This window comes from Allobosea sp. NPDC055353 (assembly GCF_053644975.1).
Window position 1 is genome coordinate 365,906 of record NZ_JBSHMC010000001.1, and the last position, 26,910, is coordinate 392,815.

Consider the following 26,910-nt stretch of genomic DNA (forward strand, 5'->3'; position numbering starts at 1 on the left):
GTCTAGCCCTTCGCTGGATTAGATGACGCGGCGCGGATCGAGCGCATCGCGCAAGCCGTCGCCGATGAAGTTGATCGAGAGCACGGTAAGGAAGATCGCGGCGCCTGGGAACAGGGCCCAGTGCGGCGCGGTGTCGAGCTGGTCCTTGGCGTCGAACAGAAGCCGGCCCCAGGTCGGGATATCCGGCGGGAAGCCGAGGCCGAGGAAGGACAGCGTCGATTCGGCGATGATGGCCGAGGACACCTCGATCGTCGAGGCGACGATGACCGGGCCGACCGCGTTCGGCAGGATATGCCGGAACATCTGGCGCATCTTGGTCGCGCCCTGGGCGCGGGCGGCCTCGACGAATTCCTTTTCGCGCAGCGACAGGAACTGCGCGCGCACCAGGCGCGCCACCGGCATCCAGCGCAGGCCGCCGATGACGATGACGATCAGCACGAAGACGCCGCCTTCGACGCCGAACACGGCTTTGAGCTGCTCGCGGAACAGATAGATGATGAGCAGCAGCAGCGGCAGCTGCGGCAGCGACAGGAACAGGTCCGTCACCCACATCAGGATCGGGTCGGCATATTTGCGCGACATGCCCGCCAGCGCGCCGATCAGCACGCCGACGATCGTCGCCACGATCATCGCGGCGAGACCGACGGCGAGCGAGATGCGCCCGCCATACATCATCCGCGCCAGGATATCCTGGCCGAGATCGTCGGTCCCGAGCGGGTGCGCCCAGGACGGGCCCTGGAGCTGCGCCGAGAAGTCGATATCGTTGATCGCCACCGGCCACAGCCAGGGGCCGACGATGACGCCCAGCACGAGAAGGCCGAGCACGAAGGCGCTCGCCATGGCCAGGCGGTGGCGGCGAAAGCGGCGCCAGGTCTCGCGCCCGGGCGACACCGAGACCTGGCTCACGGCAGCGCCCGCAGCCGGATCAGCTGAAGGAGATGCGAGGGTCGAGCCAGCCATAAAGAATATCCGCGATGAGGTTGAAGAAGACGACCAGGCAGGAGAACACGAAGGTTACCGCCATGATGACCGGTGTGTCGTTGGCGAGAATCGCATCGATCAGCAGCGATCCGATGCCGGGAACGCGAAAGATCTGCTCGGTGACCAGCGCGCCGCCGAACACGGCGGGCATCTGCAGCGCGACCAGCGTCACGACCGGGATCAGCGCGTTGCGCGTGATGTGCCGTATCGTGACCCGGCGCTCGCTGAGGCCCTTGGCGCGCGCCGTCGTGACGTAGTCGAGCCGGATGACGTCGAGCACGGCCGAGCGGACATAGCGCGTATAGGAAGCCGCCTGGAACAGGCCGAGCACGGTGATCGGCATGATCGCCTGGCGGAACATCTCCCAGTACCAGCGCCAGCCCGTGGCGGCGATGTCGGAGCGATAGACGAAGGGGAACCAGTCGAGCGTGACCGAGAAGATCAGGATGAAGAGCAGGCCGGTGAAGAAGGTCGGCAGGGAGAAGCCGACAAAGGCCAGCGTGTTGGCGATCTGGTCGAAAACCGAATAGGGCCGTGTCGCCGCGTAGATGCCGACAGGCAGTGCGACGCACAGCGCCAGGATCTGCGACGACCCGACGACGAACAAGGTGGTCGGCAGGCGCTGCAGGATCAGATCGTCGACATTGATGCGGCTGGCGAAGGAAAAGCCCCAGTCGCCCTGGGCCATGTTCGAGAGCCAGCGCAGGTAGCGCACCATGATCGGGTCGTTGAGGCCGAAGCTGGCGCGCAGCGCCTCGCGCACCTCAGGCGGAACGTTCGGATTCGTCGCCATTTCCGAAAACGGATCGCCTGGCGCCAGCGCCAGGATGGTGAACAGAATCACGCTGATGCCAAGCAAACTTGGAATGGCGATCAAGAGCCGCCTGATAAGATATGTCGCCATGAATAGTCTCTGTGCGCGCGGCACGTCCGCGGACTGGTGTTGATGACGGCCGGCCCGCCCCTGTGGCTGTTGGAGCCGCAGGAGCGGGCCGGCGCGCCTGTCGCCCCTCACGACAGCCGAAGCTGCCGTGAGGGGGAATCGGGGACCTAGCTACGATACCAGGCCGCGATGTTCCAGCTGTCGACGTCCCAGCCGCTGTGATCGTGCGACAGGTTGTTGAGCGATGCCGCGATGCGGGTACGCGACAGGATCGGCAGGATGACGTTGGCCTCGCAGAAGATCTCGTTGACCTTGATCAGGTAGGCGGCCCGCTTGGCCGGGTCGAGTTCCTTCTGCGCGGCCTTGTAGGCCTCGTCGGCAGCCGGGTCCGAGTAGCGCGAGACGTTGCGGCCCAGCCACTTGTTCTCCTTGGTCGCGATCTCCCAGGAGGTGAACTGGTTGAGGAACCGCTCCGGATCGGGCTGCGGCTGCGTCGTCGTGTACATCTCCATGTCGGTATAGAGCTTGGTGTAGGTGTCGGGGTTGGCGACGTCCGACGAGAAGAACACCGAGGCCGTGACCGACTTCAGCTCCAGATCGATGCCGGCGCGCTGGCAGGCCTGCTTGATGATGGCCTGGGTCTTCTGGCGCGGGGCGTTGATCGAGGTCTGGTAGACGTATTTGAGCTTCTTGCCGTCCTTTTCGCGGATGCCGTCGGAACCCTTCTTCCAGCCGGCGTCGTCGAGGATCTTGTTGGCCTTCTCGATGTTGAACTCGTATTTGAGCTTGGTCGACTTGAACTGCTTGGGCTCGTTGACGAAGCTCGCCGTGGCGGTGCCGCCGCGGCCATAGATGAACTTCTGGATCGAATCGCGGTCGATCAGCAGGTTGATCGCCTGGCGCACGGCCGGGTCGGTCAGGGTCGGGTGCTTGGTCTTGACGCTCGAGCGCTCGCCATCGACCTCGGTCCACGGATCGGTCGTGTTCAGGATGATGAACTCGATATCGCCCGAGGGGACGGCGCTGATCTTGCCGCGTCCGCCGGTCTCCATGCGCTTGAGGACCTCGTCCTCGACCTGCAGGTTCCAGGCATAGTCGTATTCGCCGGTCTGCAGGACGGCACGCGCCGCCGAGACCGCATCACCGCCGCCCTTGACCTCGATCGTGTCGAAATGCGGCTGGTTCTTGACGTGATAGTCGGCGTTGCGCTCGCCGGTCAGGATGTCGCCCGGCTTGAACTCGGCGAACTTGTAGGGGCCGGTGCCGACGGGCTTCAGGTTAGCCGGGGCCTCGCGCGACTTGGCACCCTTGTACTCGCCGAAGAGATGCTTCGGGATGATCATGCCGGCGACGCCGACGAAGGGATCGGCCCAGAACGGGGTCGCTTCCTTGAAGATCACCTTGAAGGTGTGCTCGTCGACCTTCTCGACCTTGATATCCTTGTAGGAGCCGGTGGTGTAGGCGGCGGTCGCCGGATCGGCGGCGTATTCCCAGGTGAAGACGGCGTCGTCGGCGGTCAGCGGCTTGCCGTCATGCCATTTCACGCCCTTCTTCAGCTTCCACGTCACGGTCTTGCCGTCGGCGGAAAGACCGCCATTGGCCTTGCTCGGGATCTCGGCCGCGAGCTGCGGGAAGAGGTTGCCTTCCTTGTCCCAGCCGGCGAGCGGCTCATAGAAGATGCGCGAAGCGATCTGGTCCTTGGTGCCCGAGGCGAAATGCGGGTTGAGCAGGGTCGGGGCCTGCCACAGCAGCATCTTGAGCGGCCCACCGCCACCGGCCTTTGTCGGCTTGTATTGCAGCGTGGCATTCGCCATCGCGACGTCGTTCCAGATCAGGATCTGGGTTGCGAGCGGCGCGGCAATGCCCACGGCCGCCATTTTCTGCATGAAGGACCGGCGCGACAGCGTGCCTTCCTTCACATCCGCGACCAGGCCGCGGATTTCCTGCTCTTTCATCGAATAGCCTCCACCTTCAAACAAAATTCATCCCCGGCGCCTTCGCGCCGTGTTCTCGTTGATCGGCGCAGCAAGGCATGTGCCAACGAAAGCGTCAACTGTGCGGCGCAGGGCAGATGCGCGTTTGCCGCGAGGGTAGGGGTTCCCGGCGGCCATCATTGCATGAATGTGTCGAATTTTATCCACCGAACACAATATTATGCCGGTCGCCTTTTGAAGACGACAGTTTTCTTTCCGTTGAGAAGGGGCCGTCTGCGGCGCTTCGGGAAGCCGGTCGGCCTTGCTCCTGCCAATGTCCTCGTCCCGCGCAGCGGCGCTGCACGTGATTTCGACAAGCGTGGCCTCGCGTCGTCTTGACTCGCTTATGCCAAGAATGGAATGTTTATTCCAACTAGCGGGATGTTTAAAAAATTCCTGCCGTTTCGCTTCGGGAGGCGGGTCGTTGTCGCAAACGGGTTCGTTCAGCCGTGATCTCCACGGCAAGGTCGCCGTCGTCACTGGCGGCAGCCAGGGTTTGGGCGAGGCGATCGCCCGCGAATTCGCGGAACGCGGTGCGCGGGGGCTGCTGCTGACCGGGCGCAACGCGACGCGCGGCGAGGCCGTGGCGGCAAGCCTGCGGGCGGCGGGCTGCGAGGCCCGTTTCCATCAGGTCGACCTCGCCGATCTCGATGCGGTCAGGCAGGTCGTGCCTGCGGCCGGGCAGGCCTTCGGCCATCTCGACATTCTCGTGAACGCCGCGGGCGACACCGATCGCGGCACGATCTTCGACACTTCGCCCGAACTCTACGAGCGCATCATGGCGGTGAACCTGCGGGCGCCGTTCTTCCTGATTCAGGATGCTGCCGATCTGATGCGCAGGCAGGATATCCCGGGCGCCATCGTCAATATCCAGTCGATGTCGGCCCATGGCGGCCAGCCTTTCCTCTCCGCCTACAGCGTCTCGAAGGCGGCCTTGGCCGCGCTGACGAAGAATGCGGCCTATGGGCTCTTGAAGCACCGCATCCGCGTCAACGGCCTCAATATCGGCTGGATGGCGACGCCGGGCGAGGACGCGATCATGAAGCTGCGCCATGACGCCAGGGACGGCTGGCTGGAGGAGGCGAATGCCTCCCAGCCCTTCGGCCGCCTGATCGATCCGCGTGAGGTCGCTAAGGCGGTCGCATACCTGGCCTCTGCCGAGTCCGGACTGATGACCGGCTCCAACATCGATTTCGACCAGAGCATTCTGGGAGCGCACGACTAGCGCCGGATTTCACCGCAGCGCATCCGCTGCAAGACTGCCTGACCAGACGCGATGACGGGAATGACGAAGACCATGAAGATCGGACTGCTGGGCGCCGGCCGCATCGGGCGCATCCATGGGCTGAACGTCGCCGCGCGCGGCGATGCCGCGCTCGTCGCCGTTACTGACGCGATGCCGGAAGCCGCAGCCTCGCTTGCCGCCGCGACCGGCGCGAAGGCCACGAGCGCCGAGGCGATCCTCTCTGACGCCGCGATCGACGCCGTGCTGATCTGCACGCCGACCGACACTCATGCCGACCTGATCGAGCAGGCGGTTTCTGCCGGCAAGGCCGTGTTCTGCGAGAAGCCGGTCGATCTCGATGCGGCCCGTATCCGCCGCTGCCTTGCGACGGTGGAGACATCCGGCAAGCCGTTGATGATCGGCTTCAACCGCCGCTTCGACCCGAATTTCGCCGCGCTGGAGAAGCGCCTTCGTGCGGGCGAGGCCGGCGCGATCGAGATCGTGACGGTGATCTCGCGCGATCCCTCGCCGCCGCCGGTCGACTACGTCAAGCGCTCGGGCGGGCTCTTCCGCGACATGATGATCCATGATTTCGACATGGCGCGCTTCCTGCTGGCCGAGGAGCCGGTCGAGGTCTTCGCGCTCGGCTCCGCCCTCGTCGACAAGGCGATCGGCGAGGCCGGCGACGTTGACACCGCCGCAGTGATCATGAAGACGGCCTCGGGCCGGATCGCCCAGATCTCGAACTCGCGCCGCGCCACCTATGGCTATGACCAGCGCATCGAGGTCCATGGCTCCAAGGGCATGCTGCGCGCCGGCAATATCCATGAAACCACGGTGGAGATCGCGAACGGGGAGGGCTTCCGCGCCGACCCCGTGCAGAATTTCTTCCTGGAGCGCTATGCTGCGGCCTATCGCGCCGAACTCGACGCGTTCATCGCGGCCTGCAACGGCAAGGCCGCGGCCTCGCCCACCGGGCTCGATGGCCTGAAGGCCCAGATCCTGGCCGATGCGGCGACCGAGTCCGCGCAGACCGGCAAGCCCGTCCGCGTCGATCTGGGGATGAAGTGATGACCCCGGCGCAGCGCGACCTGCGCTATTATGCGGCCCTCGGCCTCGCCACCGAGGCGAGCCATCTGGGGCTGGGCTATTTCACCAGGCGCGAGTCGCTCGGCATCACCATGAAGGGCGCGCAGGACTGGCTGACCGTCGCCGACGGCAAGGTCGAGGATTTCCTGCGCCGCCGCCTCTCGGAACTCTTCCCGCAGGATACGGTCATCGGCGAGGAGGGCGGCGGCGAGGTCTCGGACGCGGTCTGGATTCTCGACCCGATCGACGGCACCGCGAATTTCGCCCATGGCGACCGCAACTGGTGCATCTCGATCGGCTTCCTGGCGGACCGCAAGCCGGAGATCGGCGTCGTGGCGGCGCCGGCGCTCGGCGAGGTCTATGCCTCCAGGCGCGGTGCGGGTGCGACGCTGAACGGCGACCCGATCAAGGTCTCCGGCGCGGCCGATATCGCCCGCGCCTCCGTCGAGCTGGGCTGGTCGACCCGCGTCCCGGCCGCGAACTACCTCAAGGTGATCGAGCGCGGCTATACGGCAGGCGCCGCGATGAAGCGCGGCGGCTCGGGCACGCTCGGCCTCTGCCATGTCGCCAATGGCTCGAGCGACGCCTATGCCGAGCTCCATATCAACGCCTGGGACGTCGCTGCCGGCATCGTCATCGCCAGCGAGGCGGGCGCCCGGATCAACGATTTCTTCGCCGGCGAGGGGATCGCCAAGGGCAATCCGATCCTGTGCTGCACCCCGGAACTGGCGCCGGTGCTGAAGGAGATCACCGGAATCGTTTAGCCAGCACGATATTCAATTGATCTTTCGGCGAAGTCATCACAGCTTCGTCGCAAGCGGCAAAAAACAAAAGATCCGATCAGGGAGGTTCATATGCAGTCGAAATCCTGGCTCAAGGCGGGGCTTTTCGCCGCGCTCGCAACGGCGGCCTTCGCCGCCACCCCGGCCCGCGCTCAAGGGTCGCTCGTCATGTATTGCGGCGTCCAGGAGGAGTGGTGCCGCGCCATGTCGAACGCCTTCGAGAAGGAGACCGGCATCAAGGTCGCGATGACCCGCAAGTCGGCGGGTGAGATCTATGCCCAGCTCAAGGCGGAATCGTCCAATCCGCGCGGTGATATCTGGTGGGGCGGCACCGGCGATCCGCATCTCCAGGCGGCGGAGGAGGGGCTGACCCAGGAGTATGAATCGCCGAAGAACAAGGAATTGCACCCCTGGGCGCTCGACCAGTGGAAGGCCGCCAAGCATCGTTCGGTCGGCATTTATGCCGGCGCGCTCGGCTTCGGCTTCAACACCGAGCAGATCAAGGCGAAGGGCATCCCCGAGCCGAAATGCTGGGCCGACCTGCTCAACGCCAAGCTGAAGGACGACGTCCAGGTCGCCGATCCCAATTCGTCCGGCACCGCCTACAACCTGCTCGCCACCGTCGTGCAGCTGATGGGCGAGGACAAGGGCTTCGAATACCTCAAGGCCCTCCACAAGAACATCAGCCAATACACCAAGTCGGGCGCGGCCCCGGCCAAGGCCGCGAGCCTCGGCGAGACCGCCGTCGGCATCGTCTTCATCCATGACGCGGTGGTCTTCGCCGTGCAGGGCGACCCGATCAAGCCGGTCGCGCCCTGCGAGGGCACGGGCTACGAGATCGGCTCGATGTCGATCGTCAAGGGCGCGCGCAATCTCGACAACGCCAAGAAGTTCTACGACTGGGCACTGACCCCGGCCGCGCAGGCTCTGGCCGCTCCGGCAAAGTCCTATCAGGTGCCGTCGAACAAGGCCTCGCCGGTGCCGGCGCAGTCGCCGAAGATGGATCAGATGAAGCTGATCAACTACGACTTCGTGAAATACGGCTCCTCGGCCGAGCGCAACCGCCTGCTCGCCAAGTGGGACAAGGAAGTCAAGGCGCTGCCGAAGTAAGGCTGCGTCTCTCCGGCGTGTTTCCGGATAATCTCGGAAACACGCCGTCATCCCGGGCTTGCCCCGGGATCCATGCCTGAACCTCCGCCGGATGTGCTCCGGCATGGATCCCGGATCTCCGCTTCGCTGCGTCCGGGATGACGCTGGTGGTTCGGGTGCAGGGTAAAGGCTGGGCCGTGAAAGCCGGGGCAACCGGTTCGGGCCGATAAGACGGGTGAGGGCAGGGCAACCATGGCGCCAGCGACGAGACTCGTGCTGCTGATCGGCTGGCTCGGCTATGCGCTGATGCCCTGGTATCTCGTCGAGGGGATGGGCCTGACGAACTGGGCCTGGCTCGCCGAATATCCGTTCGGCAAGGCGGGCAGCGCGCTGGCGCTCGCCCTTTCAGGCCAGGCGCCCTGGCTTCTGCCTGTCGGCATTGCGCTCGCGGCGGCGACGATCTTCTGGGGCAGCGTCGATCGCCAGCGTACGGCGACCGTGCTGGTCTGGGCCGGTCTTCTCGGCATGGTCCTGTTCTTCGCCCAGGCCTTCTCGATCGTGCTGAAGGACCAGGGCATTTCCTGGCTCGCCGCCTTGCTCGGCGGCGCCGGAGCGGCCCAGCGCGGCATCGGCGGCGGCGCCTTTCTGACGCTTCTGTCGCTGCTCTTCCTGCTCTGCCACGGGCTGGCCTATCGCGGCGTCTGCCGCGGCGACCTCTTCACGACCTCGACGATCGGCCTCGTCGTCCTGCTGATCGGCATCTTCATCTTCTTCCCGGTCGCGATCATCCTGAAGAGCGCGCTGGTCGATCAGAACGGCGCCTTCGCGCCCGCGGCCTTCTTCGAGCGCTTCCTCGATTCCTCGATCTGGGGGCTGGGCTGCCTCAGTGCCAACGTCAATTGCGGCGTCGCGTGGAACACGCTGGTCCTGGCCGTGCTTTGCGGCGTCATCACCACCTTGCTCGGCCTCGCCTGCGCGCTGCTGATCCTGCGCACCGGCATGCCCGGCAAGCGCGTCATGCGCGCCCTGACCGTGCTGCCGATCATCACCCCGCCCTTCGTCATCGGCCTCGCGCTGATCCTGCTCTTCGGCCGCGCCGGCGCGGTCTCGACTGTGCTCTACGAGTGGTTCGACATCCCGCGCTCGCGCTGGCTCTACGGCCTGCCCGGCGTCTTGCTGGCGCAGGTGCTGGCCTTCGCGCCGATCGCCTTCCTCGTGCTGATCGGCGTGGTGCAGGGCATCTCGCCCAGCCTCGAAGAGGCTTCGCAGACGCTCGGTGCCAAGCGCTGGCAGACCTTCCGCACCGTGACCTGGCCGCTGCTCAGGCCCGGCATCGCCAATGCCTTCCTGCTCGGCTTCGTCGAGAGCATGGCCGATTTCGGCAATCCGCTGGTGCTCGGTGGCAATTTCGAGGTGCTTTCGACCAAGATCTTCTTCGCGGTGGTCGGCGCTTCCTATAATCAGGGGCAGGCGGCGGTGCTCGCCATTGTGCTGCTCGCCTTCACGCTCGGCGCCTTCTGGGTGCAGCAGCGCTGGCTCGGCGACAAATCCTACACGACGGTCACCGGCAAGGGCGATGCCGGCCTGCCGACGCCATTGCCGCGCCGCATCACCTGGCTCTCTGCGGCCGTGATCGTGCCCTGGGTCGCGCTGACCGTGGTGATCTATATCGTCATTCTGGTCGGCGGCTTCGTGCGCAACATGGGCCGCGACTACACCCCGACCCTGCAGCACTACATCACCGGCTTCGCCATCGATTTCAGCAACGGCCTCTATTTCCAGGGCTCGGCCTGGGATTCCTTCTTCACGACGATCAAGGTAGCGGCCATCTCGGCGCCGCTGACGGCGGTGATCGGCCTGCTGACCGCCTATCTGCTGACGCGCCAGCGCTTCCGCGGCCGAGCGGGGCTCGAATTCGCGACGATGCTGTCCTTCGCCATCCCCGGCACGGTGCTCGGCGTCGCCTATATCCTCGCCTTCAACGTGCCGCCGATCGAGATCACCGGAACCGGGCTGATCCTCGTCATCGCCTTCGTCTTCCGCAATATGCCGGTCGGCGTGCGCTCCGGCATCGCCGGCCTGTCGCAGATCGACAAAAGCCTGGACGAGGCCTCGACCACGCTGCGCGCCCGCAGCTTCACAACGCTCTGGCGCGTGGTGCTGCCGCTGCTCAAGCCGGCGCTGGTCTCGGCGCTGGTCTACTCCTTCGTGCGCTCGATGACGGCGGTCAGCGCCGTGATCTTCCTGGTCTCGGCCGAATACAATCTCTCCACCGCCTATATCGTCGGGCGTGTCGAGGCTGGCGAGTTCGGCCTCGCCATCGCCTATTCCTCGGTGCTGATCGTCTTCATGGCGCTCGGCATCGCCCTCATCCAGTTCCTCGTCGGCGAGCGCAAGCTCGGCCGGCGCGCCCGCACCACCACGGTTACCGCACCGGCCCCGGCCCCCGCGATCGGATAAGGACAGAGACTCAAGATGGCCAAGGCCGGACCCGCTTCCGTCGAATTCCGCAATGTCTCGATGCGCTATGGCGCGGTGACGGCGGTCGACAACATCAACTTCACCATCGAGGCCGGCAAGCTCGTGACCCTGCTCGGCCCTTCCGGCTGCGGCAAGACCACGACCCTGCGCATGATCGCGGGCCTCGAGATCGCCAGCGACGGCCAGATCCTGATCGGCGGCAAGGACGTTACCAAGCTCTCGGCCGCCGATCGCGACGTCTCCATGGTCTTCCAGTCCTATGCGCTCTTTCCGCATATGAGCGTGCTCGACAATGCCGCCTACGGGCCGACCGTGAAGGGGCTGGGCAAGGAGCAGGCGAAGCAGATGGCGCTGGAGAAGCTGGCGCTGGTCGGCCTCAAGGGCTTCGAGAACCGCTATCCGTCCGAGCTTTCGGGCGGCCAGCAGCAGCGCGTCGCGGTGGCGCGCGCGCTCGTGCTGGAGCCGCAGGTGCTGCTCTTCGACGAGCCGCTTTCGAACCTCGACGCGAAGCTGCGCCGCCGCGTCCGCGAGGAAATCCGCGAATTGCAGCAGGACCTCAACCTGACCGTGGCCTATGTCACCCACGACCAGGAGGAGGCGCTCGCCGTCTCCGACCGCATCATCGTGATGTCGAATGCCCGGATCGCGCAGGAAGGCGCGCCGCGCGATCTCTACGAGCAGCCCTCCAACGCCTTCGTCGCCGATTTCATCGGCGACGCCAACCTGATCGATGTCACCGTGAAGGCGGTGACTGACGACCGCGCCGATGTTGCGATCGGCTCCGCCACGGTCAACCTGCCGGCGCGCGGCATCGGGGCCGGCCCGGCCAAGGTCGCGATCCGGCCCGAGGCGCTGCTGCTGGGCGAGCCGGGGTTGGGCGGTTCGTTGCCGGGCGCGGTCCGTAAATGCGCCTATCTCGGCAACCATCTCGACATCATGGTCGAGACCGAGGTCGGCGAGCTCTTCGTCGTGCAATATGGCGGGCGCGAGATGCTGGCGCCGGGTACTGCGGTCTCGGTTTCCTTCGCGCAATCCGGCGTGACGCTGATTCCGCCCGCCTGAACTCCCATGTCGCACACGTCGTCATTGCGAGGAGCGAAGCGACGAAGCAATCCAGGGAGACTGGGTTGAACGCTTCGACCCAGTCTCCCTGGATTGCTTCGCTCCGCTCGCAATGACGGCATGCGCGCCTCTGCCCAAATATCAGCACTTTCGCTGTGTATTTCTGTTGAGTTGGCTAATCAAAAATTGATAGAATTGGCCGAAGATCAACGACTGAATCGGGGAAAGACCGCACGAAAATGGCCACGGGCGAGAGCGCAACCAACATCCTGATCCACCTTGCCGGCGGCGTCGCGCTGCTGATCTGGGCGGTCAGGCTGGTGCGAACCGGCGCAATGCGCGCCTTCGGCTCGCAGCTCAGGCAGGCGCTGCAGAGTTTCACGCGCAATCGCTTCGCCGCCTTCGGCAGCGGCGTCGTCGTGACCATGGTGCTGCAGAGCTCGACGGCGACGACGCTGCTCGTCTCCTCTTTCGCCGGTCAGGCCCTGATCGTGCCGGCCATGGCGCTGGCCGTCCTGCTCGGCGCCAATCTCGGCACGGCGCTCGCCGCCTTCGTCATCTCGATGGATCTGGGCTGGCTCTGGGGGCTCTGCGTCGCCATCGGCGTCGCGATGTATCTCTCCAGCGAGGCGATGGAGCGTCCGCGCAATATTGGCCGCGTGCTGGTCGGCATCGGCCTGATCCTGCTCTCGCTGATCGAGCTCAACACGGCCGCAGCCCCGCTGGCGCAGTCGCCGACCTTCCGTGTCGTCCTCGCCGCCATGGGCTCCGAGCCGCTGCTCGGCATCCTCGCCGCCATCGCCGCGACCTGGCTCGTCCATTCCAGTATCGCCATCATCCTGCTCGTTGCGACCTTCGCGGCATCGGGCCTGTTCCCGCCGGCGACGGCGCTCACCCTGGTCATCGGCGCCAATCTCGGCAATGCCGTGATTCCGGTGCTCGACCAGCTCGGCGCGCCCGCCGCCCAGCGCCGCGCCGCCGTCGGCAACCTGTTGACGCGCCTGATCCTGGCGCTCGTCGTGCTGCCCTTCGTCGGCCCGCTCTCGACCTGGCTGATCGGTTTCTCCTCGTCAGAGGCCCGGCTCGCCATCGAGTTCCATGTCGTGCTGAACGTCGTCGGCGCGCTGGTCTTCCTGCCCTTCGTCGGGCCGATCTCAGGACTGGTCGAGCGCTTCATGCCCGGCAAGGCGGACAAGGCCGAAGCGGTGACGCCGCGCTATCTCGATCCCAACGCGCTCGACAGCCCGACCGAGGCGCTTGCGGGGGCGATGCGCGAGGCGCTGCGCCTCGGCGACCGCGTCGAGGCCATGCTGCGCGACACCATGACGCTGCTGGAGAAGGACGAGCTCAAGCTCTCGCGCGCCATCGCCCAGGCCGATGACGGCGTCGACACCATTCACGAGTCGATCAAGCTCTATCTGGTCAAGGTCTCGCGCAACGAGTTGTCCGAGGAAGAGAGCCGGCGCCTGTTCGAGATTATCACGCTGATCACCAATCTGGAGCATATCGGCGACGTCATCGACAAGAACCTGCGCGAGCTCGCCGAGAAGAAGATCCGCAAGCGCTACTCGTTCTCGCCGGAGGGCCTGGCCGAGATCCGCGACTTCCATCATCGCGTCGCCTCCGCGCTGGCGCTGGCGCTCAACGTCTTCGCGACGCGCGATCTCGATCTCGCCCGCCAGCTCTTCGCCGACAAGGCGGCGATGCGCGATGCCGAGCGGCGCGCCACCGACAGCCATTTCCAGCGGCTGCGTTCAGGCAGGTCGGAATCGATCGAGACCAGCGCGATCCATCTCGACATCATCCGCGATCTCAAGCGCATCCACGGCCATATCGTCTCGATCGCCTATCCGATCCTGGAGACCGCGAACGAACTGCGCGAGAGCCGCCTGCGCGACACGAAAGCCGCCGCTGCACAGCGCGAGACGCCGGCCGTGCTCATTCCCGCCGCCCATTCGGGCGGGTGACGGGGACGGTCAGCGTGGCGCCGCCAGGATGATCGCGGCGCCGACGAGGCAAATGGCCCCGCCGGTCAGGTCCCAGCGATCGGGCCTGATGCCTTCGACCGCCCAGAGCCAGCCGAGCGAGGCCGCGATATAGACCCCGCCATAGGCGGCGAAGGCGCGCCCTGCCGCGGCGCTCTCGACCAATGTCAGCAGCCAGGCGAAGAGCCCGAGGCAGACCAGCCCCGGCACCAGCCACCAGACCGGCTTGCCGAGCCTGAGCCAGCCCCAGAAAGCGAAGCAGCCGGCAATTTCGAAGAGCGCGGCGCCGATATAGGCGGCGATGGTCGGCATGGCAGGCGATGGGTCTCGGGGCTTTCCGGTCAGAGGCCGCCAGTCTAAAGCCATGCCACGCAAGACGGAAAGACGTGGTCATCCCGGACAAGCGGCAAAGCCGCGCAGATCCGGGATCCATTCCTGAGCCTCCGAGGAAAAGTTCCGGAATGGATCCCGGGTCTCCCTTTGGTCGCCCGGGATGACCGATGAGGGATAAGGAACTCATGCCCGATATCGCCATCATCGGTGCCGGCCCCGCAGGCCTGATCGCGGCCGAGCGGCTGGCCGGCGCCGGACACCGCGTCGCGATCTACGAGCGCATGGCCTCGCCCGCCCGCAAGTTCCTGCTCGCCGGACGAGGCGGGCTCAACCTCACCCATTCCGAGCCGTTCGACGCCCTTCTTCGCCGCTATCGCGAGGCGGACGGCTGGCTGGAGCCGGCCTTGCGTGCCTTCCCGCCGCAGGCTCTGCGCGATTGGGCGGACGGGCTCGGCGCGGAGACCTTCGTCGGTTCGAGCGGGCGTGTCTTTCCGCGCGCGATGAAGGCTTCGCCCTTGCTGCGAGCCTGGTTGCGGCGGCTGGAAGGACTGGGCGTAACGCTCGCGACCGGTCGGCTCTGGAGCGGCTGGGATGCTGATGGCGCCCTGATATTCCGCGTCGCGGGTGACGACACCGAGACCGTCCGTCCCGATGCCACCGTGCTCGCGCTCGGCGGCGCGAGCTGGCCGCGCCTTGGCTCCGACGGCGGCTGGGTTTCTCTGCTTGCGGCGCGTGGCGTCGCGGTCTCGCCACTCCGGCCGGCCAATGGCGGCTTCGCGGTTGCCTGGTCTCCTCAGATGAAGGAGCGTTTTGCCGGCCAGCCGTTGAAGCGCATCGTCATCCGCCATGCGGGCGAGCAGGCCGCCGGCGAAGCGATGATCGATGCCGAAGGCATCGAGGGCGGCGTGATCTATGCGCTGTCGGCGCCGATCCGCGAGGCGATCCGGCGCGATGGCGCGGCCACGATCGCGGTCGATCTGCGGCCCGATCTCTCAGCGCCGGAGCTTGCCGCCCGCCTGACGAAACGGCGCAAGGGCGAGACGTTGAGCAATCACCTGCGCAAGGCGGGCGGGCTGTCCCCCGTCGCGATCGCCCTGCTGCGGGATGCCTCCGGCGGGAAACTCCCCGACGCGCCCGACGCGCTCGCGATGCTGATCAAGGCGGCGGCGCTGCGGCTCGAAGCACCGATGCCGATCGTGCGCGCCATCTCGACGGCGGGTGGCATCGCGCGCGACGAGGTCGATGCAGGCTTCATGCTCAAGCGTCTGCCGGGCCTCTTCGTCGCCGGCGAGATGCTCGATTGGGAAGCCCCGACGGGCGGCTACCTGTTGCAGGCCAGCTTCGCGACAGGCATGGCCGCCGCCGCCGGCATCGAGGCATGGCTCGCCGGGCAAGCGTGAACCCGTTTCGCTCCGACGGAACTGGGGCGCCTGCAATCAAGCATCCCGATCGGGCGTCGGCCCGATCCAGGCTTATCCTGTGCCGCTCAGGCGTCGCGCGAAGCTGTGTCCGCCATCCAGCGTGGAGATTTCGCCAACCCGCGCCAATGAGATCAGGATGTCGCGGATTGCTCGCTCGACCCTGAGCCCCTGCCGGAAGCGTGTCGCGATCGTCGCTGCATCGATCGGTGCCGAGATGCCGGCCAGCGCTGCGAGCACCGCTGCGACGCGGCCGACAGCATCGGCCGGGAAAGCCGGCTTGCTCGCTGCCGCCGTGACCGGCATCGGCAAGGCCGCCTCGACCTGTTCGCCTCCGCGACCGGGTGAGCCGAAGCGCGGGCGCTGATAATCCGGCCGCAGCCAGCGGACCAGGCCATGCGCCTCCTCCTGAGCGCGTTGCCGGTTGAGGGCGACGAGCCGGGCCAGGACCTCCTCATCGCCGAGGTCGGCCGGCCAGCCATAGGCGGCGGCGACGGCGGCATCGAGCGCTTCGTGATGTTCGTCGATGATCATCACCAGACCGCGGTCGCGGATATCCACTTCCGCGCCCTTCAACGCGTATCCGGCGAGGAGCGCCTCGCGCACATTGTAAAGCTTGGTCAGTGTCAGACCGGGGTGTTCCAGCAAGACCTGCTTGCGTATGGCGTCTAGTGCCTCCGCCGCGCGGCGGATGGCCTCCTTTTGATGTTCAGTTGCATCGGGGAAGGGGAAGGGATCGAAGCAGCGCGATTTCGAGTAGCGAGGACGGTCTTCGAGTGTCGCGCCCTGCGCCAGGCACCATGTGACATGGACGCGCGACGACAGGACGCCGAGATGAAAGGCGTCGGAGAGCCCGACGGTGACCAGCATGTTGTCCGGCAGGATCGATGCGTCGAGAAACTGGAAGATGCGGTGCTTGGCGGTTTCGACTGTGGCGATGTAGCGCTGAAGCGGCGCGAGAGCTGGGCGCAACTGCTGCCGAGGCTTCCCGAACACCCACCACCGCTCGAGATACTCGGCGGCGTCTTTTGTCGGAGAACGGCGAAACTGAGCCCCGCGCTCCGCCCGGACGCTCAGTTTTAGATGCTGATAGATTTCGGGGAACCGTTCCCGAACCTCTTCCGCAGCAAGCCCGAACAGATCGATCACCATGACGTTACGCGAGCGCGCCGTCAGATCGCGCCCGTTGCGATAGTCGCGGACATGATTCTCCAAGCCCTTCCGTAGGCCGAGGCCGAGAGCCCGTGCCTCGGCCGGCGTCACGATGAAGCCCGCGCCATGCAGCTTCACGCCAGGCGAGCAGAGCCCGTGATTGCTCCGCAAAGGCGCAGCCTGGGTCATGTCCACGCCAATCGTCAGGTCCGAATTGATCCGCCCTTCGTTCATGCCGAGTTCGATCTGAGGCTGATCGGTGTCGAGGTCGGTTTCGGACAGGACCGTGCCGAGCTTGCCGTCATGGAATCCTGCCCGCGCGACCGTCATCGCAATCCGCACGGCGGCTGTATCTCGCCCGGCCTTGGTCCAGGGATGGTCGGGGATCGCCATGACGATCGCGAGCGGGCGCTTGCCGGCGAGATGCCGCTCGACTGTCCGGCGCTGGAAGAGCTGCGTGATCGAATTCGTGGTGACGAAGCCGAACCGGCGCAGGCAGGTCCCGGGGCGGGTCAGCAATTCGGCCGCATGGTCCCACCAGTACATCACGAGATCGGCGCTTTCGTTCATCTGCGGATGCGCCGCCCAGAGCGCCTCGGCATAGACGTGTCCCAGGCGCGCTCGCAGGTCCTTGCCGCCGATGAAGGGCGGGTTGCCGACGATGAACTCGGCCTCGGGCCAGTCCGGTCGGCGCGGGTTCGGCAGGGCTTCATGGCCGTCGCGCCAATCCGGGATCGGCCAGCCGTCCCAGCTCAGCACCGCATCCCGCTTGTAGATATGGTCGAGCTTTTCGAGGATCGGTTCGCGCGGCGCATGGGCGCGCGTCCGAAAATGCCATTGCAGATGGCCGATCCACAGGACGAGATCGGCGATCGCCACCGCCCGGCGATTGGTCTCCATGCCCAGGAACTGATGCGGCCCGACCTGATGCGTGGCGAAGCCGGAGAGTTCCTCGTTGCGGCCGAGCTCGCCGGCGGCATCGAGCACTTCGCCTTCCAGCTTTTTCATGAGCTCCTGCGAGACGTGGAGAAAATTCCCCGTCCCGCAGGCCGGATCGAGAATCCGCGTGGCGCAAAGCGCCTCGTGGAAATCCTCGACCAGTGCCAGCGCCTTCCGCGGGTCCCCGCCGTCGCGGGCCTGCTGCGCCGCGCCGAGCACGGCCCGCCAGTCCTCGCGCAGCGGCCCGATCACGGTCTCGACGACCAGCCGCTCGACATAGGCGCGCGGCGTGTAATGCGCGCCGAGGCGGGCTCGCTCCTGCGGATCGAGCGCCTGTTCCAGCAGCGTCCCGAAGATCGCCGGCTCGACCTCCTTCCAGTCATGCTCGGCAGCGGCCAGCAATTCGCCGATCTCCTCGCGGCCGAGCGGGAAGACCTGGGCATCCTCGTAGAGCTTGCCGTTGAAGCGCTTCATCCGCTCGCGCACGGAGGTCGAGTATTCCCCCTTGTCCATCGCCTGCCACAGCTCCGAGACCAGCGGCAGGAAGGAATCCGGCGCGTCGCGGCATTCGCGCAGCAGGGCCTTGAAGGCATCCTTGCGGATCAGCCCGACATCCTCGGCGAACATCGTGAACAGGCAGCGCATCAGGAAGAGCGCGACCTCCTCGGGATCATGCGCGCGCTCCAGCACCCTCGAAACCGCCGCCAGCCGCTCGGCGATGGCGCGGGTGACGCGGGCCGCATGGCGGGCAGGATCGAGCGAGAGCGGCTCGCTCCAGATCGCCGCGAGGCGCTGGCGCAGCCCGGCATCGCGCAGGTCGTCGAGATAGACGCGGTAGCTCTGCCGGTCGGGAAACTGGACGTAGTTCTTACCCTGCCCGGTGAAGTCGGCATAGAATTCGAAGCAGTGCCCGACATCGCAGACGATCAGGAACGGTGGCCAGCCATGGCTCGCCGGCAAGGCCTTGGCATAATCCTCGGCCTGGCGTCTGGCATTGAGCATCAGCACGTCCCAGGCGCGATCGGCCCCGCGCCTCCCGCGCGGTCCGGCCGGTTCCGCGAAGGGCAGGGCGCCCTGTGCCGGCAGAACCTCCTTGGCCTGCCCCTTCAGGCGGCTCTGCTTGGCTTCGAGGACGAAGGCGCCTTTGCGATAGAGGTCGATCCGCCCGGTGCTGTGCCCGCCCAGCCCATCCGGAAACCGCACGGGATATTCGAAGCGATAGGTCACGGCATCGGAATCGCTGGTCGGCGGCTGCGGCGGCTCGACCCCGATCAGCCCGCAGAATTCGCTGAGGAACTGCGCGTAAGCCGCCCGCTCCGCACCTTCCGAGAGGCGCCAGCGGACGATGAAGGCTTCGACCGCCGCCTCGGCTTCGGACCCGCCCCCCGACATGGTCCATCTCCATAGGTTGTTATTGATCAATATATGCAATCTAAGATTGCATTAGGTGTTCCTGTCAACTCCTGTCACCAATCATGCCTGCGAAGCGTTTCGCCCCCCTCGCATCGCAGGCGGTTCCGCCCCATATTGCGGCCATGCCGAAAAGCTCCGACACCACCGCGACCAGGCCGAAAGCGGCGAAGAAGCCCTCTTCGGCCCGCACGCCGAATTCCAAGGCGACCAAGCCCGAGCTGAAGCCGCTCGAAGGCTATCTCGCCGATCTGCTGAATCCCGCGATCAACCGCGGCACGGCAGTGCCGGGCGGCGCCTCCGGCTTCAGCGACAAGCCGCAGGCCGGCTACGAGGCCAAGCCGAGCTATGCGCTGGAACGTCCCGGCGGCGAGGAGAGGCCCAAGCGCAAGCTCTCCAAGAAGGCGGATTCCGCCTTCATCGGCGCCGAGGGCGCGGCCGCCGCGACGGCGTCTTCTCTGCAGCATCTGCTCGAAACCGGCAGCCCCTTCATCCAGCCCGGCAAGCCCTGGACGCCGCACCGGCCCGAACGCCCCGAGAAATCGGAAGGCGGCATCGCCTTCACGATGAAGAGTGACTTCTCTCCCTCAGGCGACCAGCCGACCGCAATTGCCGATCTCGTCGACGGCATCCGCCGGCAGGAGCGCGACCAGGTGCTGCTCGGCGTCACCGGCTCGGGCAAGACCTTCACCATGGCCAAGGTGATCGAGGAGACGCAGCGCCCGGCGCTGATCCTCGCGCCGAACAAGACGCTCGCGGCGCAGCTCTATGGCGAGTTCAAGAGCTTCTTCCCCGACAACGCGGTCGAGTACTTCGTCTCCTATTACGACTATTACCAGCCGGAGGCGTACGTCCCGCGCTCGGACACCTATATCGAGAAGGAATCCTCGATCAACGAGCAGATCGACCGCATGCGCCATTCGGCGACGCGCTCCCTGCTCGAACGCGACGACGTGATCATCGTCGCCTCCGTCTCCTGCATCTACGGTATCGGCTCGGTCGAGACCTATACGGCGATGACCTTCTCGGTGAAGCTCGGCGAGCGCATCGAGCAGCGCCAGCTCATCGCCGATCTCGTCGCGCTCCAGTACAAGCGCACCCAGCACGATTTCGCCCGCGGCACCTTCCGCGTCCGTGGCGACGTGATCGAACTCTACCCGGCCCACTATGAGGACCGGGCCTGGCGCATCGGCCTGTTCGGCGACGAGGTCGAGAGCATCGCCGAGTTCGACCCGCTGACCGGCCAGAAGACCGGCGAGCTCGAATTCATCAAGGTCTACGGCAATTCGCACTACACCACGCCACGCCCGACGCTGACCCAGGCGGTGAAGTCGATCAAGGAGGAGCTCAAGGCCCGCCTCGACGAGCTCAACCGCATGGGCCGCTTCCTGGAGGCGCAAAGGCTCGACCAGCGCTGTACCTTCGATATCGAGATGATCGAGGCCACCGGCTCCTGCAACGGCATCGAGAACTATTCGCGCTATCTCACCGGCCGCAAGCCGGGCGAGCCGCCGCCGACGCTGTTCGAATACCTGCCCGACAACGCGCTGGTCTTCACCGACGAGAGCCACGTCTCGGTGCCGCAGATCGGCGGCATGTACCGGGGCGACTTCCGCCGCAAGGCGACTTTGGCCGAATACGGCTTCCGTCTGCCCTCCTGCATGGACAACCGGCCATTGCGCTTCGAGGAATGGGACGCGATGCGACCGCAGTCGGTGCATGTCTCGGCCACGCCCGGCGGCTGGGAGATGGAGCAGACCGGCGGCGTCTTCACCGAGCAGGTCATCCGCCCGACCGGCCTGATCGACCCGCCTGTCGAGATCCGCCCCGCCAAGCATCAGGTCGCGGACCTCCTGGACGAGGTCAAGGAGGTCACCGAGAAGGGTTACCGCACCCTTGTCACCGTGCTGACCAAGCGCATGGCCGAGGATCTGACCGAATACCTGCACGAGAACGGGATTCGCGTCAGGTACATGCACTCGGACATCGACACGATCGAGCGCATCGAGATTCTTCGCGATTTAAGACTGGGCGCGTTTGATGTCCTCGTCGGCATCAACCTGCTGCGCGAGGGCCTCGACATCCCCGAATGCGGCTTCGTCGCCATTCTCGACGCCGACAAGGAGGGCTTCCTGCGCTCCGAGACCTCCCTGATCCAGACCATCGGCCGCGCCGCCCGCAATGTCGACGGCAAGGTCATCCTCTATGCCGACCACATTACCGGCTCGATGGAGCGGGCTATTGCCGAGACCAATCGCCGCCGCGAGAAGCAGGAGGCCTACAACGCCGAGCACGGCATCACGCCGCAGACGATCAAGCGCGCCATCGGCGACATCCTCGGCTCGGTCTATGAGCGCGACCATGTCACGGTCGACAAGGGGCTGGTGACGCCGGCCTCGGGCCACAATCTCAAGGCCGCGATCGCCGATCTCGAGAAGCGCATGCGCGAGGCCGCCGCCGATCTCGAATTCGAGACGGCGGCCCGCCTGCGCGACGAGATCAAGCGTTTGCAGGCGACGGAGCTGGCGATCGCGGACGATCCGCTCGCGCGGCAGGGCGATGTCGAGGCCTCCGCCGGCAAGTACAAGGGCGAGCGCTCTTACGGCTCCAGCGCCAACCTGCCGCCGACCCGCGCCCGCAAGCCGACGGACGAGGACATGGGCCCGCATAACTGGGGCGGCGGCGAGGGCAAGCCGAAAGCTGGCGAGAAGCCGAACCCGCTGCTGACCGGCACCTCACGGGTGCGGAAGCCGACACTGGACGAGATGGGCCCGGTGCCGGAATCGCGGCCGAAGGGGGCGGGGGAGAGGCGGCGACGAAAAAATTAGTTTGCTTCTCGAATCTCTGCTGCTCGCTCAATCAAGAAGTTTCTTTTTTGCCCTTGATGAAAATCAACCCAGAGTCTTGCAGAGCGAGCTAGTGACGGAGATGGAATGTTCCCTTGTTTATGAAGAATTTCCATGAATACCCTAGGCCATGAAGATAAATCTTTGCGAGAATGTAGAAGCCACCGTTCTGCTAGATTTATTGATTGTTCTTGAGATATAAACTGCGAACAATGTGTCCATAGATCTTTCCATAAATTCATTCCAGCTCCCAATCGATGTAACCAATCTATTGCAGATTTATTGAGAGATGGGTCCTGCAGTCTTTTAGAGAATTGCATATAACTCTGAACCCACAGGCTGTTGCTTTTTGGTGTCAAAAGCCAATTTCTCATGTAATCCATAGCCCAGCGCTTATCAGGATGCTTCGAGGCAAATGGGTTGACAACAAATTCGACAAAAGAATCAGAATATTTATTGGTTCTCCTGGTAATATCGATCGATATTGATTCTAGATCATCAAGATATTCACCCGTTTTCCATATTCGATCCCAGACTATGCACCAAGAATAATTTGGAGAAAATTTGGTATATTCTGATGTTATCTTTAGGTAATTAAGTCCAAGTTCTTCAAGTTTCACGTTTCTTTGAAATTTAGAATTATAAATATTTATCCAAATCGAGCCCCAGCCAGAAGTTCTCAAATCAGAAATAGATAGCCATTTCTCTGCAATTTCCAGAGCTTCATTTCTGTATTTTGCACTAAGTATAAGGGAGATTATCCTCGAGGTGAACTCGGCAGCTTTGAACTCATTGATTCTCCACTTTGCAATATCAAATAATCTTTTATCTTTATCAAACTTAAACCAGCCTGAGGACCAAGCATAAAACCACTCTTCCGATTTAGATATAGCCTGGAGCCTCTTGATCAAATCATCAATCTTCAAACTAGATTCTGCATGCTGTGCGGTCGGCTTTGATTGAAGTTTATTTATCATATTGTAACGAGATATTATTCGATCTCGGTATCCGATTGCTGACCGGCCACTTAGAAGGCTGCTGGCGTGATCTGCTGATCTTGAGAGTCGTTGAATGTCTCCAACTAAAGTCAGTGCTTCTACAGCAACAAAGGGCGGAAGCTCCGCCTCATCAATCTGCGCAATCTGGAGGCGTAGCGTATCGAGAGTGCCAACCAATACAGTTAGATCGTCAAGCCAGAACGCGGACAGCCCAGGCTCACCTATGCCAATGGTTATCGCCGGTGCTAGCGCGGGGACTGGAAAAAAAAGATCAGGCTTAAAGTATTGAAATTTTTTAACTATGCCATCAGAGGTTAGATCTTGAGCAAAAGAGCCGTTATCAATTTTAGATAAGAATATGGGTATAACAAATGTGGGTGGGTTCTCTTTTGGAGAACAATAGAATCCCAACGATTTTTCTTTCACAGTAAGCCTCTTCGTTTATATAATTCGTGTACCTCGCGATATATTGTCGCGTAGTACATTTCTGTAGAAAGAGAGTACATTGGGTAACCTATGGCTTCTGCGTCCCAATCGCCTTCGATTTTTTCAATGACGCCCGCTATAGATAGATAAGTCTCCGGTATAATCACAGCTATAAGCTTATTTGAATTGAGTTTTATTGTTTCTTCCGTTTGTATCTCTATTGTAAAACGCCGGTCATCGAAGCTCTTTGGTGTCGATTCTGCAGAAAGTCGGTTTGCTGCGAGTATCTCAGCATCGAAAGCGTTTAAGGAAAATTCCTGCTCGAATTCGGGGCGTGGCTTGGGTTTCATCTCAAAGTAACGTTTCGTGTCTCGAAAAAGGAGCCGATTATCTTTGACGGAAATGATGCCTCGCTGGAAGCGAAATTTTCCAGCGGCATAAAATTAATATAGTCTGGGTACTTTTTATTCGAGAAGGCCCCAGAATCAAAAGGGAATATTCTTTTTATTTCTTTTATGCAGTCGCTTTCGAATATAAAGCAGCACGGGAGTTCCCAAGGTTCGGCGCTGGATGTGTCGGATTTGTATTTGTAAGCTGGTCTCCCAACAAAAAAATAATTTAGCTTTTCATCGAGAAAAACATCGCAGTCTTGCGGGGTTATTTCTTCGCTGGTTATTATTGATCGAAAATTGAATGATTTTGTCGTGTGCACCAGCGGCAGTGCGTTGCTCCCGGTGACAGAATTCCTCGAAAGAAAGGCCTCTAATGGCGACGGCATAGGCATCCCCGTAATACAGTCGAAACCGTTTCTCGCAGGATGCTGTTTCACCGTCAAACGGGAAAATGATATCTACCGATAACCGTCCGCTCCACCTTGGTCCATGCCTCGCGCGATCTCGAACGCTTCCTGCTCGATGCGCGCGATGAGCTCGGCCATGCCACCACGCATCAGACTTGGCAGTCGGTGCTGGCCGTGCTCGTCACCTTCCGGGCGCGCTTGACGCCGGCCGAGGGGCTGGCCTTCGCCGGCGCGCTACCGCCATTGCTTGCTGCGATGGTCCTGTAGGACTGGGACCTCCGACAGCCGACAAAGCCCTTCGCCGACCGCACGACGCTGGCGCGGGAGGCGATGGCCTTTCGTGGAGACCACAGCATCTTGCCGGAAAGCGGCATCGCCGATGTCGCCCGGGCGCTGCGCCGGCATGTCGAGCCGCAAGCCTTCGAGCGCGCTCTGGCCAAGTTGCCGCCCGGCGCGCGGGAATTCTGGGCGGTCTAAGCCTCAGGCCCCGTCGAAAGCCGCGTGATAGCGCACCGTGCCGGCCGGCACCTCTGGGCCGAAACCGAGGCGCATGAAATATTCCGGCGGCACGCCCTCCAGCACCAGCGCCGGATCACTGGCGAAGCCGAAGCGGCCGTAATAGGCGGGGTCGCCGAGCAGGACGCAGCCAGCGGCGCCGATCTCGCGCAGGCGCCGCAGGCCCTCGCGGATCAGCTCCGAGCCGATGCCGCCGCGCTGCCGGCCCGGCTTCACCGAGACCGGCCCGAGCCCGAACCAATCGCGCTCCGCCCCGTCGATAGTCACCGGCGAGAAGGCGACATGGCCGACGATCTCGTCGCCCTCGATGGCGACGAGCGAGAGCGTCAGCGCCCCGGCCTTACGTAGGGCATCGACGATCGCCGCTTCGGTGCCGCTGCTATGCGGCGCCGTCGCGAAGGCCTCCGTGGTCAGGGCGCGGATGGCGTCGGAATCGGCGGGCTGTTCGGTGCGGATTTTCATGAGGGGCTTATGCCATGCCGGTGCTGCCCGTGAAAACTAATCCCCGCCCGCGCGGCCCGTGCCTATTCTGTGTTCACCTCACCCCGAGGGGCAGCCATCCGGAGGCATGCTGCATGGCGGGGCGGGGGCGGCGCCTGCGGCCGGGTTTGCATCCCGGCCCCGGGAGGCTTCGGGGCACCGCCCTGGGGATACTACGATCCCTGTGCGAGGAGCTCGCTGGAAGGTTCGGGGCGTCCAGGCTCCGGCGGCGAACGGATGACGAGGCGAAGAGCCGAACTGATCCGCAAGACGCCGGCACCGAAGGACCCCGCACCGCATAAGCGCGGCCCGGAGACTGAAATCGCCGGCAAGCGGAGCGCCACGGGGCGTGCGGATGGTGGCTCAATCCATCCGCGCCGCATCCTGGCTCAACGGAAGCGGCCGATACCCCCGCGCCTCGCGGCGCTCCGCTGCCCCTCATTCTCCCCGCACGCGGCGACGCGGGCGGCCGCAGGCGCTTGCGCAGGACCTCGCCGTCATGCTCGCCCTTGTGGCGAGCATCCACGTCTTGAACACGGCGCTGCCCGACGGAAGACGTGGATGGTCGGGACAAGCCCGACCATGACGACGACAGGTGAGAAGCGTTGCGCCCCTGCCAACGCAGATGTGATGGCCCGGCTGCAACCCGGCCGTGGCAGGCTGGTTGTCGAGAGGCGCGCGTCTTGCGCGCCCGAGCAGGGAGACGTTGCATGACGATGCTGAACCGCCGCCGCCTTCCCGTCCTTCTCGCCGGCCTCGCCGCCTCCGTGGCGCTGCCGGCGCTGGCGCATCACGGCTGGGCCTGGGCCGAGGGCGAGCAGATGACGCTCAAGGGCAAGATCAGCAAGATCTCGATGGCCCCGCCGCATCCGATGCTGATGGTGGAGTCCGAGGGCAAGCTCTGGCAGGTCGATCTCGGCAATCCCAACCAGACCGAGCGCTCCGGCTTCCGCGGCGACACGGCCAAGCCGGGCGATGCCGTCACCGCGCTCGGCAACCGCCATCTCGACAAGACCAAGCTGCACATGAAGGCCGTGCGCATCACCCTCGCCGGCAAGGATTACGACATGTATCCGGAGCGCATCCGCACGAACTGAGCGTGGCCGAACTGATCGAGGCGCTGGGGCACTGGCCGGGCGCGCTGTGGTTGCAGCGCTCCGGCACGGCCTATCTCGTCGTCAACGCCACCCATATCCTCGGCATCGGCCTGCTCGTCGGCGCGATCCTGCCGCTCGATCTCCGATTGATCGGCCTGCTGCGCGGCGCGCCGCTCGCCGTGCTCGCGCCCTTCCTGACGCGGGCCGCCGCGTTTGGTCTCGCGCTGGCGCTCCTGACCGGAGCCTGGCTCTTCACCGTGAAGCCTACGGAATATGCGGGCAATCCGGCCTTCCTCGCCAAGCTCGCTTTGCTCGCGCTGGCGCTCGGCAACATCGCGCTCCAGCATCGGGGCAGGGCGCTGGCGGAAGCCTTGGCGACGGAGCGGGTGCCATGGTCCGCGCGGGCGAGCGCGCTCGCCTCCTTCACGCTCTGGCTGGCGGTGCTGCTGGCGGGGCGCTGGATCGGCTTTGTCTAGGCGGCTACGGCGAGCTGCGTGTCGAGCTTGCGGATCGCGGTGCTCAGCTCCGGCTCATCGACGATGTCGGCGGCATCGGCCAGCGTGAACCAGTGCAGGTCGCGCTGGTGCTGCTCGGCCCAGCTATCGAGCTGCTGCTCGACCTCAAGCAGGTAGAGCTTCACCTCGCAGAGCGCGAAATGGTCGTTCATCCGCTTCCAGTAGGTGTAGCGCCCGGCCGGTTTCTCGCTGACGCGGCCGATCACGCCGGCCTCCTCATAGGCCTCGCGCGCAGCGGCGTCGCGGTCCTTGAGGCCCTTCATCGGCCAGCCCTTGGGCACGATCCAGCGGCGCGTGGTGCGCGAGGTCACGAGCAGGATTTCGGTCGAGCCGTCGGCGGCGTGACGGATCGGCATGGCGGCGATCTGCGACCGCTTCTCTCCCGGTTTCCGCTTGGCCTTCTTCATCGACGCTGAGAGCCTCCTCGGCAT

At 64.3% G+C, this 26,910-nt stretch carries 22 protein-coding genes; 13 read left to right on the top strand and 9 right to left on the bottom strand.

Annotation, left to right across the window (positions count from 1 at the left end; translation table 11 throughout):
* Positions 1 to 18 precede the first annotated feature (18 nt).
* The 3 genes from ACWIEX_RS01650 to ACWIEX_RS01660 form a co-directional block, all read right to left on the bottom strand.
* A complete protein-coding gene (locus ACWIEX_RS01650) occupies positions 19 to 960 on the bottom strand; it encodes an ABC transporter permease (RefSeq protein WP_454031416.1) in 942 nt (313 codons plus the stop codon).
* The gene (locus ACWIEX_RS01655) at positions 926 to 1,885 is read right to left on the bottom strand and encodes an ABC transporter permease (protein ID WP_454031417.1); all 960 of its coding nucleotides are present in this window, start codon (positions 1,883 to 1,885) and stop codon (positions 926 to 928) included. The genes ACWIEX_RS01650 and ACWIEX_RS01655 overlap by 35 nt, the downstream gene beginning before the upstream one ends.
* 146 nt (positions 1,886 to 2,031) lie before the next feature.
* Entirely contained in the window at positions 2,032 to 3,819 is a 1,788-nt protein-coding gene (locus ACWIEX_RS01660) for a peptide ABC transporter substrate-binding protein (protein WP_454031418.1), read from the bottom strand.
* A 442-nt stretch (positions 3,820 to 4,261) separates the two neighbouring features.
* On the opposite strand from ACWIEX_RS01660, the gene ACWIEX_RS01665 reads away from it, so the two are divergent.
* From ACWIEX_RS01665 to ACWIEX_RS01695, 7 genes are all read left to right on the top strand, one after another.
* A complete protein-coding gene (locus ACWIEX_RS01665) occupies positions 4,262 to 5,062 on the top strand; it encodes an SDR family oxidoreductase (RefSeq protein WP_454031419.1) in 801 nt (266 codons plus the stop codon).
* A gap of 60 nt (positions 5,063 to 5,122) precedes the next feature.
* Positions 5,123 to 6,133: an inositol 2-dehydrogenase gene (gene iolG / locus ACWIEX_RS01670; RefSeq protein WP_454031420.1), complete on the top strand. Its 1,011-nt coding sequence runs from the start codon at positions 5,123 to 5,125 to the stop codon at positions 6,131 to 6,133.
* On the top strand, positions 6,133 to 6,915 hold the full coding sequence (locus ACWIEX_RS01675) for an inositol monophosphatase family protein (protein WP_454031421.1): 783 nt from the start codon (positions 6,133 to 6,135) through the stop codon (positions 6,913 to 6,915). The genes iolG and ACWIEX_RS01675 overlap by 1 nt, the downstream gene beginning before the upstream one ends.
* A gap of 90 nt (positions 6,916 to 7,005) precedes the next feature.
* On the top strand, positions 7,006 to 8,043 hold the full coding sequence (locus ACWIEX_RS01680) for an ABC transporter substrate-binding protein (protein WP_091858403.1): 1,038 nt from the start codon (positions 7,006 to 7,008) through the stop codon (positions 8,041 to 8,043).
* A gap of 231 nt (positions 8,044 to 8,274) precedes the next feature.
* Positions 8,275 to 10,482 (top strand): ABC transporter permease, encoded by a 2,208-nt coding sequence (locus ACWIEX_RS01685; protein ID WP_454031422.1) that lies wholly within the window; start codon positions 8,275 to 8,277, stop codon positions 10,480 to 10,482.
* Positions 10,483 to 10,497: 15 nt separating this feature from the next.
* Positions 10,498 to 11,565, top strand: coding sequence for an ABC transporter ATP-binding protein (locus ACWIEX_RS01690; protein WP_454031423.1), 1,068 nt, complete (start codon positions 10,498 to 10,500; stop codon positions 11,563 to 11,565).
* Positions 11,566 to 11,804: 239 nt separating this feature from the next.
* Positions 11,805 to 13,532, top strand: coding sequence for a Na/Pi cotransporter family protein (locus ACWIEX_RS01695; protein ID WP_454031424.1), 1,728 nt, complete (start codon positions 11,805 to 11,807; stop codon positions 13,530 to 13,532).
* Positions 13,533 to 13,541: 9 nt separating this feature from the next.
* Here the strand turns inward: ACWIEX_RS01695 and ACWIEX_RS01700 are convergent, their stop codons facing one another.
* A complete protein-coding gene (locus ACWIEX_RS01700; protein WP_454031425.1) occupies positions 13,542 to 13,862 on the bottom strand; it encodes a YnfA family protein in 321 nt (106 codons plus the stop codon).
* Between the two features lie 206 nt (positions 13,863 to 14,068).
* Here ACWIEX_RS01700 and ACWIEX_RS01705 point away from each other — a divergent pair, with 206 nt between their 5' ends.
* Positions 14,069 to 15,283: a BaiN/RdsA family NAD(P)/FAD-dependent oxidoreductase gene (locus ACWIEX_RS01705; RefSeq protein ID WP_454031426.1), complete on the top strand. Its 1,215-nt coding sequence runs from the start codon at positions 14,069 to 14,071 to the stop codon at positions 15,281 to 15,283.
* Positions 15,284 to 15,355: 72 nt separating this feature from the next.
* Here the strand turns inward: ACWIEX_RS01705 and ACWIEX_RS01710 are convergent, their stop codons facing one another.
* Complete coding sequence (locus ACWIEX_RS01710) at positions 15,356 to 18,784, bottom strand: class I SAM-dependent DNA methyltransferase (protein WP_454031427.1); 3,429 nt, start codon at positions 18,782 to 18,784, stop codon at positions 15,356 to 15,358.
* A gap of 143 nt (positions 18,785 to 18,927) precedes the next feature.
* On the opposite strand from ACWIEX_RS01710, the gene uvrB reads away from it, so the two are divergent.
* Positions 18,928 to 21,630: an excinuclease ABC subunit UvrB gene (uvrB, locus tag ACWIEX_RS01715; RefSeq protein ID WP_454031428.1), complete on the top strand. Its 2,703-nt coding sequence runs from the start codon at positions 18,928 to 18,930 to the stop codon at positions 21,628 to 21,630.
* Here uvrB and ACWIEX_RS01720 read toward each other — a convergent pair.
* Positions 21,627 to 23,072 carry a JHBP domain-containing protein gene (locus ACWIEX_RS01720; RefSeq protein ID WP_454031429.1) on the bottom strand — a complete coding sequence of 482 codons (1,446 nt, stop codon included), beginning with the start codon at positions 23,070 to 23,072 and terminating at the stop codon, positions 21,627 to 21,629. The two genes, uvrB and ACWIEX_RS01720, sit on opposite strands and share 4 nt — an antisense overlap.
* A complete protein-coding gene (locus tag ACWIEX_RS01725) occupies positions 23,069 to 23,422 on the bottom strand; it encodes a hypothetical protein (protein WP_454031430.1) in 354 nt (117 codons plus the stop codon). Before ACWIEX_RS01725 ends, ACWIEX_RS01720 begins: the two co-directional genes overlap by 4 nt.
* 524 nt (positions 23,423 to 23,946) lie before the next feature.
* Here ACWIEX_RS01725 and ACWIEX_RS01730 point away from each other — a divergent pair.
* The gene (locus ACWIEX_RS01730) at positions 23,947 to 24,138 is read left to right on the top strand and encodes a DUF2267 domain-containing protein (RefSeq protein WP_454031431.1); all 192 of its coding nucleotides are present in this window, start codon (positions 23,947 to 23,949) and stop codon (positions 24,136 to 24,138) included.
* A gap of 63 nt (positions 24,139 to 24,201) precedes the next feature.
* A complete protein-coding gene (locus ACWIEX_RS01735; RefSeq protein WP_454031432.1) occupies positions 24,202 to 24,348 on the top strand; it encodes a DUF2267 domain-containing protein in 147 nt (48 codons plus the stop codon).
* Positions 24,349 to 24,351: 3 nt separating this feature from the next.
* On the opposite strand, the gene ACWIEX_RS01740 is transcribed toward ACWIEX_RS01735, so the two are convergent.
* Positions 24,352 to 24,849 carry a GNAT family N-acetyltransferase gene (locus tag ACWIEX_RS01740; protein ID WP_454031433.1) on the bottom strand — a complete coding sequence of 166 codons (498 nt, stop codon included), beginning with the start codon at positions 24,847 to 24,849 and terminating at the stop codon, positions 24,352 to 24,354.
* Positions 24,850 to 25,577: 728 nt separating this feature from the next.
* On the opposite strand from ACWIEX_RS01740, the gene ACWIEX_RS01745 reads away from it, so the two are divergent.
* Both ACWIEX_RS01745 and ACWIEX_RS01750 read left to right on the top strand, forming a co-directional pair.
* Positions 25,578 to 25,964 carry a DUF6152 family protein gene (locus ACWIEX_RS01745; protein ID WP_454031434.1) on the top strand — a complete coding sequence of 129 codons (387 nt, stop codon included), beginning with the start codon at positions 25,578 to 25,580 and terminating at the stop codon, positions 25,962 to 25,964.
* Positions 25,965 to 25,966: 2 nt separating this feature from the next.
* A complete protein-coding gene (locus ACWIEX_RS01750; RefSeq protein WP_454031435.1) occupies positions 25,967 to 26,440 on the top strand; it encodes a DUF6644 family protein in 474 nt (157 codons plus the stop codon).
* Here ACWIEX_RS01750 and ACWIEX_RS01755 read toward each other — a convergent pair.
* Positions 26,437 to 26,886 (bottom strand): NUDIX hydrolase, encoded by a 450-nt coding sequence (locus ACWIEX_RS01755; RefSeq protein WP_113587151.1) that lies wholly within the window; start codon positions 26,884 to 26,886, stop codon positions 26,437 to 26,439. The genes ACWIEX_RS01750 and ACWIEX_RS01755 overlap by 4 nt on opposite strands.
* Between the last annotated feature and the right edge of the window lie 24 nt (positions 26,887 to 26,910).

What these genes read in the sequence shown, in the direction of transcription:
- ACWIEX_RS01735 (WP_454031432.1), top strand. Translation starts at nt 24,202, where the DNA reads ATGGCCTTTCGTGGAGACCACAGCATCTTGCCGGAAAGCGGCATCGCC.
- ACWIEX_RS01710 (WP_454031427.1), bottom strand. Translation starts at nt 18,784, where the DNA reads ATGTCGGGGGGCGGGTCCGAAGCCGAGGCGGCGGTCGAAGCCTTCATC.
- ACWIEX_RS01660 (WP_454031418.1), bottom strand. Translation starts at nt 3,819, where the DNA reads ATGAAAGAGCAGGAAATCCGCGGCCTGGTCGCGGATGTGAAGGAAGGC.
- ACWIEX_RS01725 (WP_454031430.1), bottom strand. Translation starts at nt 23,422, where the DNA reads ATGAAACCCAAGCCACGCCCCGAATTCGAGCAGGAATTTTCCTTAAAC.
- ACWIEX_RS01740 (WP_454031433.1), bottom strand. Translation starts at nt 24,849, where the DNA reads ATGAAAATCCGCACCGAACAGCCCGCCGATTCCGACGCCATCCGCGCC.
- ACWIEX_RS01745 (WP_454031434.1), top strand. Translation starts at nt 25,578, where the DNA reads ATGACGATGCTGAACCGCCGCCGCCTTCCCGTCCTTCTCGCCGGCCTC.
- iolG (WP_454031420.1), top strand. Translation starts at nt 5,123, where the DNA reads ATGACGAAGACCATGAAGATCGGACTGCTGGGCGCCGGCCGCATCGGG.
- ACWIEX_RS01755 (WP_113587151.1), bottom strand. Translation starts at nt 26,886, where the DNA reads ATGAAGAAGGCCAAGCGGAAACCGGGAGAGAAGCGGTCGCAGATCGCC.
- ACWIEX_RS01690 (WP_454031423.1), top strand. Translation starts at nt 10,498, where the DNA reads ATGGCCAAGGCCGGACCCGCTTCCGTCGAATTCCGCAATGTCTCGATG.
- ACWIEX_RS01695 (WP_454031424.1), top strand. Translation starts at nt 11,805, where the DNA reads ATGGCCACGGGCGAGAGCGCAACCAACATCCTGATCCACCTTGCCGGC.
- ACWIEX_RS01700 (WP_454031425.1), bottom strand. Translation starts at nt 13,862, where the DNA reads ATGCCGACCATCGCCGCCTATATCGGCGCCGCGCTCTTCGAAATTGCC.
- ACWIEX_RS01685 (WP_454031422.1), top strand. Translation starts at nt 8,275, where the DNA reads ATGGCGCCAGCGACGAGACTCGTGCTGCTGATCGGCTGGCTCGGCTAT.
- uvrB (WP_454031428.1), top strand. Translation starts at nt 18,928, where the DNA reads ATGCCGAAAAGCTCCGACACCACCGCGACCAGGCCGAAAGCGGCGAAG.
- ACWIEX_RS01650 (WP_454031416.1), bottom strand. Translation starts at nt 960, where the DNA reads ATGGCTGGCTCGACCCTCGCATCTCCTTCAGCTGATCCGGCTGCGGGC.
- ACWIEX_RS01655 (WP_454031417.1), bottom strand. Translation starts at nt 1,885, where the DNA reads ATGGCGACATATCTTATCAGGCGGCTCTTGATCGCCATTCCAAGTTTG.
- ACWIEX_RS01680 (WP_091858403.1), top strand. Translation starts at nt 7,006, where the DNA reads ATGCAGTCGAAATCCTGGCTCAAGGCGGGGCTTTTCGCCGCGCTCGCA.
- ACWIEX_RS01705 (WP_454031426.1), top strand. Translation starts at nt 14,069, where the DNA reads ATGCCCGATATCGCCATCATCGGTGCCGGCCCCGCAGGCCTGATCGCG.
- ACWIEX_RS01675 (WP_454031421.1), top strand. Translation starts at nt 6,133, where the DNA reads ATGACCCCGGCGCAGCGCGACCTGCGCTATTATGCGGCCCTCGGCCTC.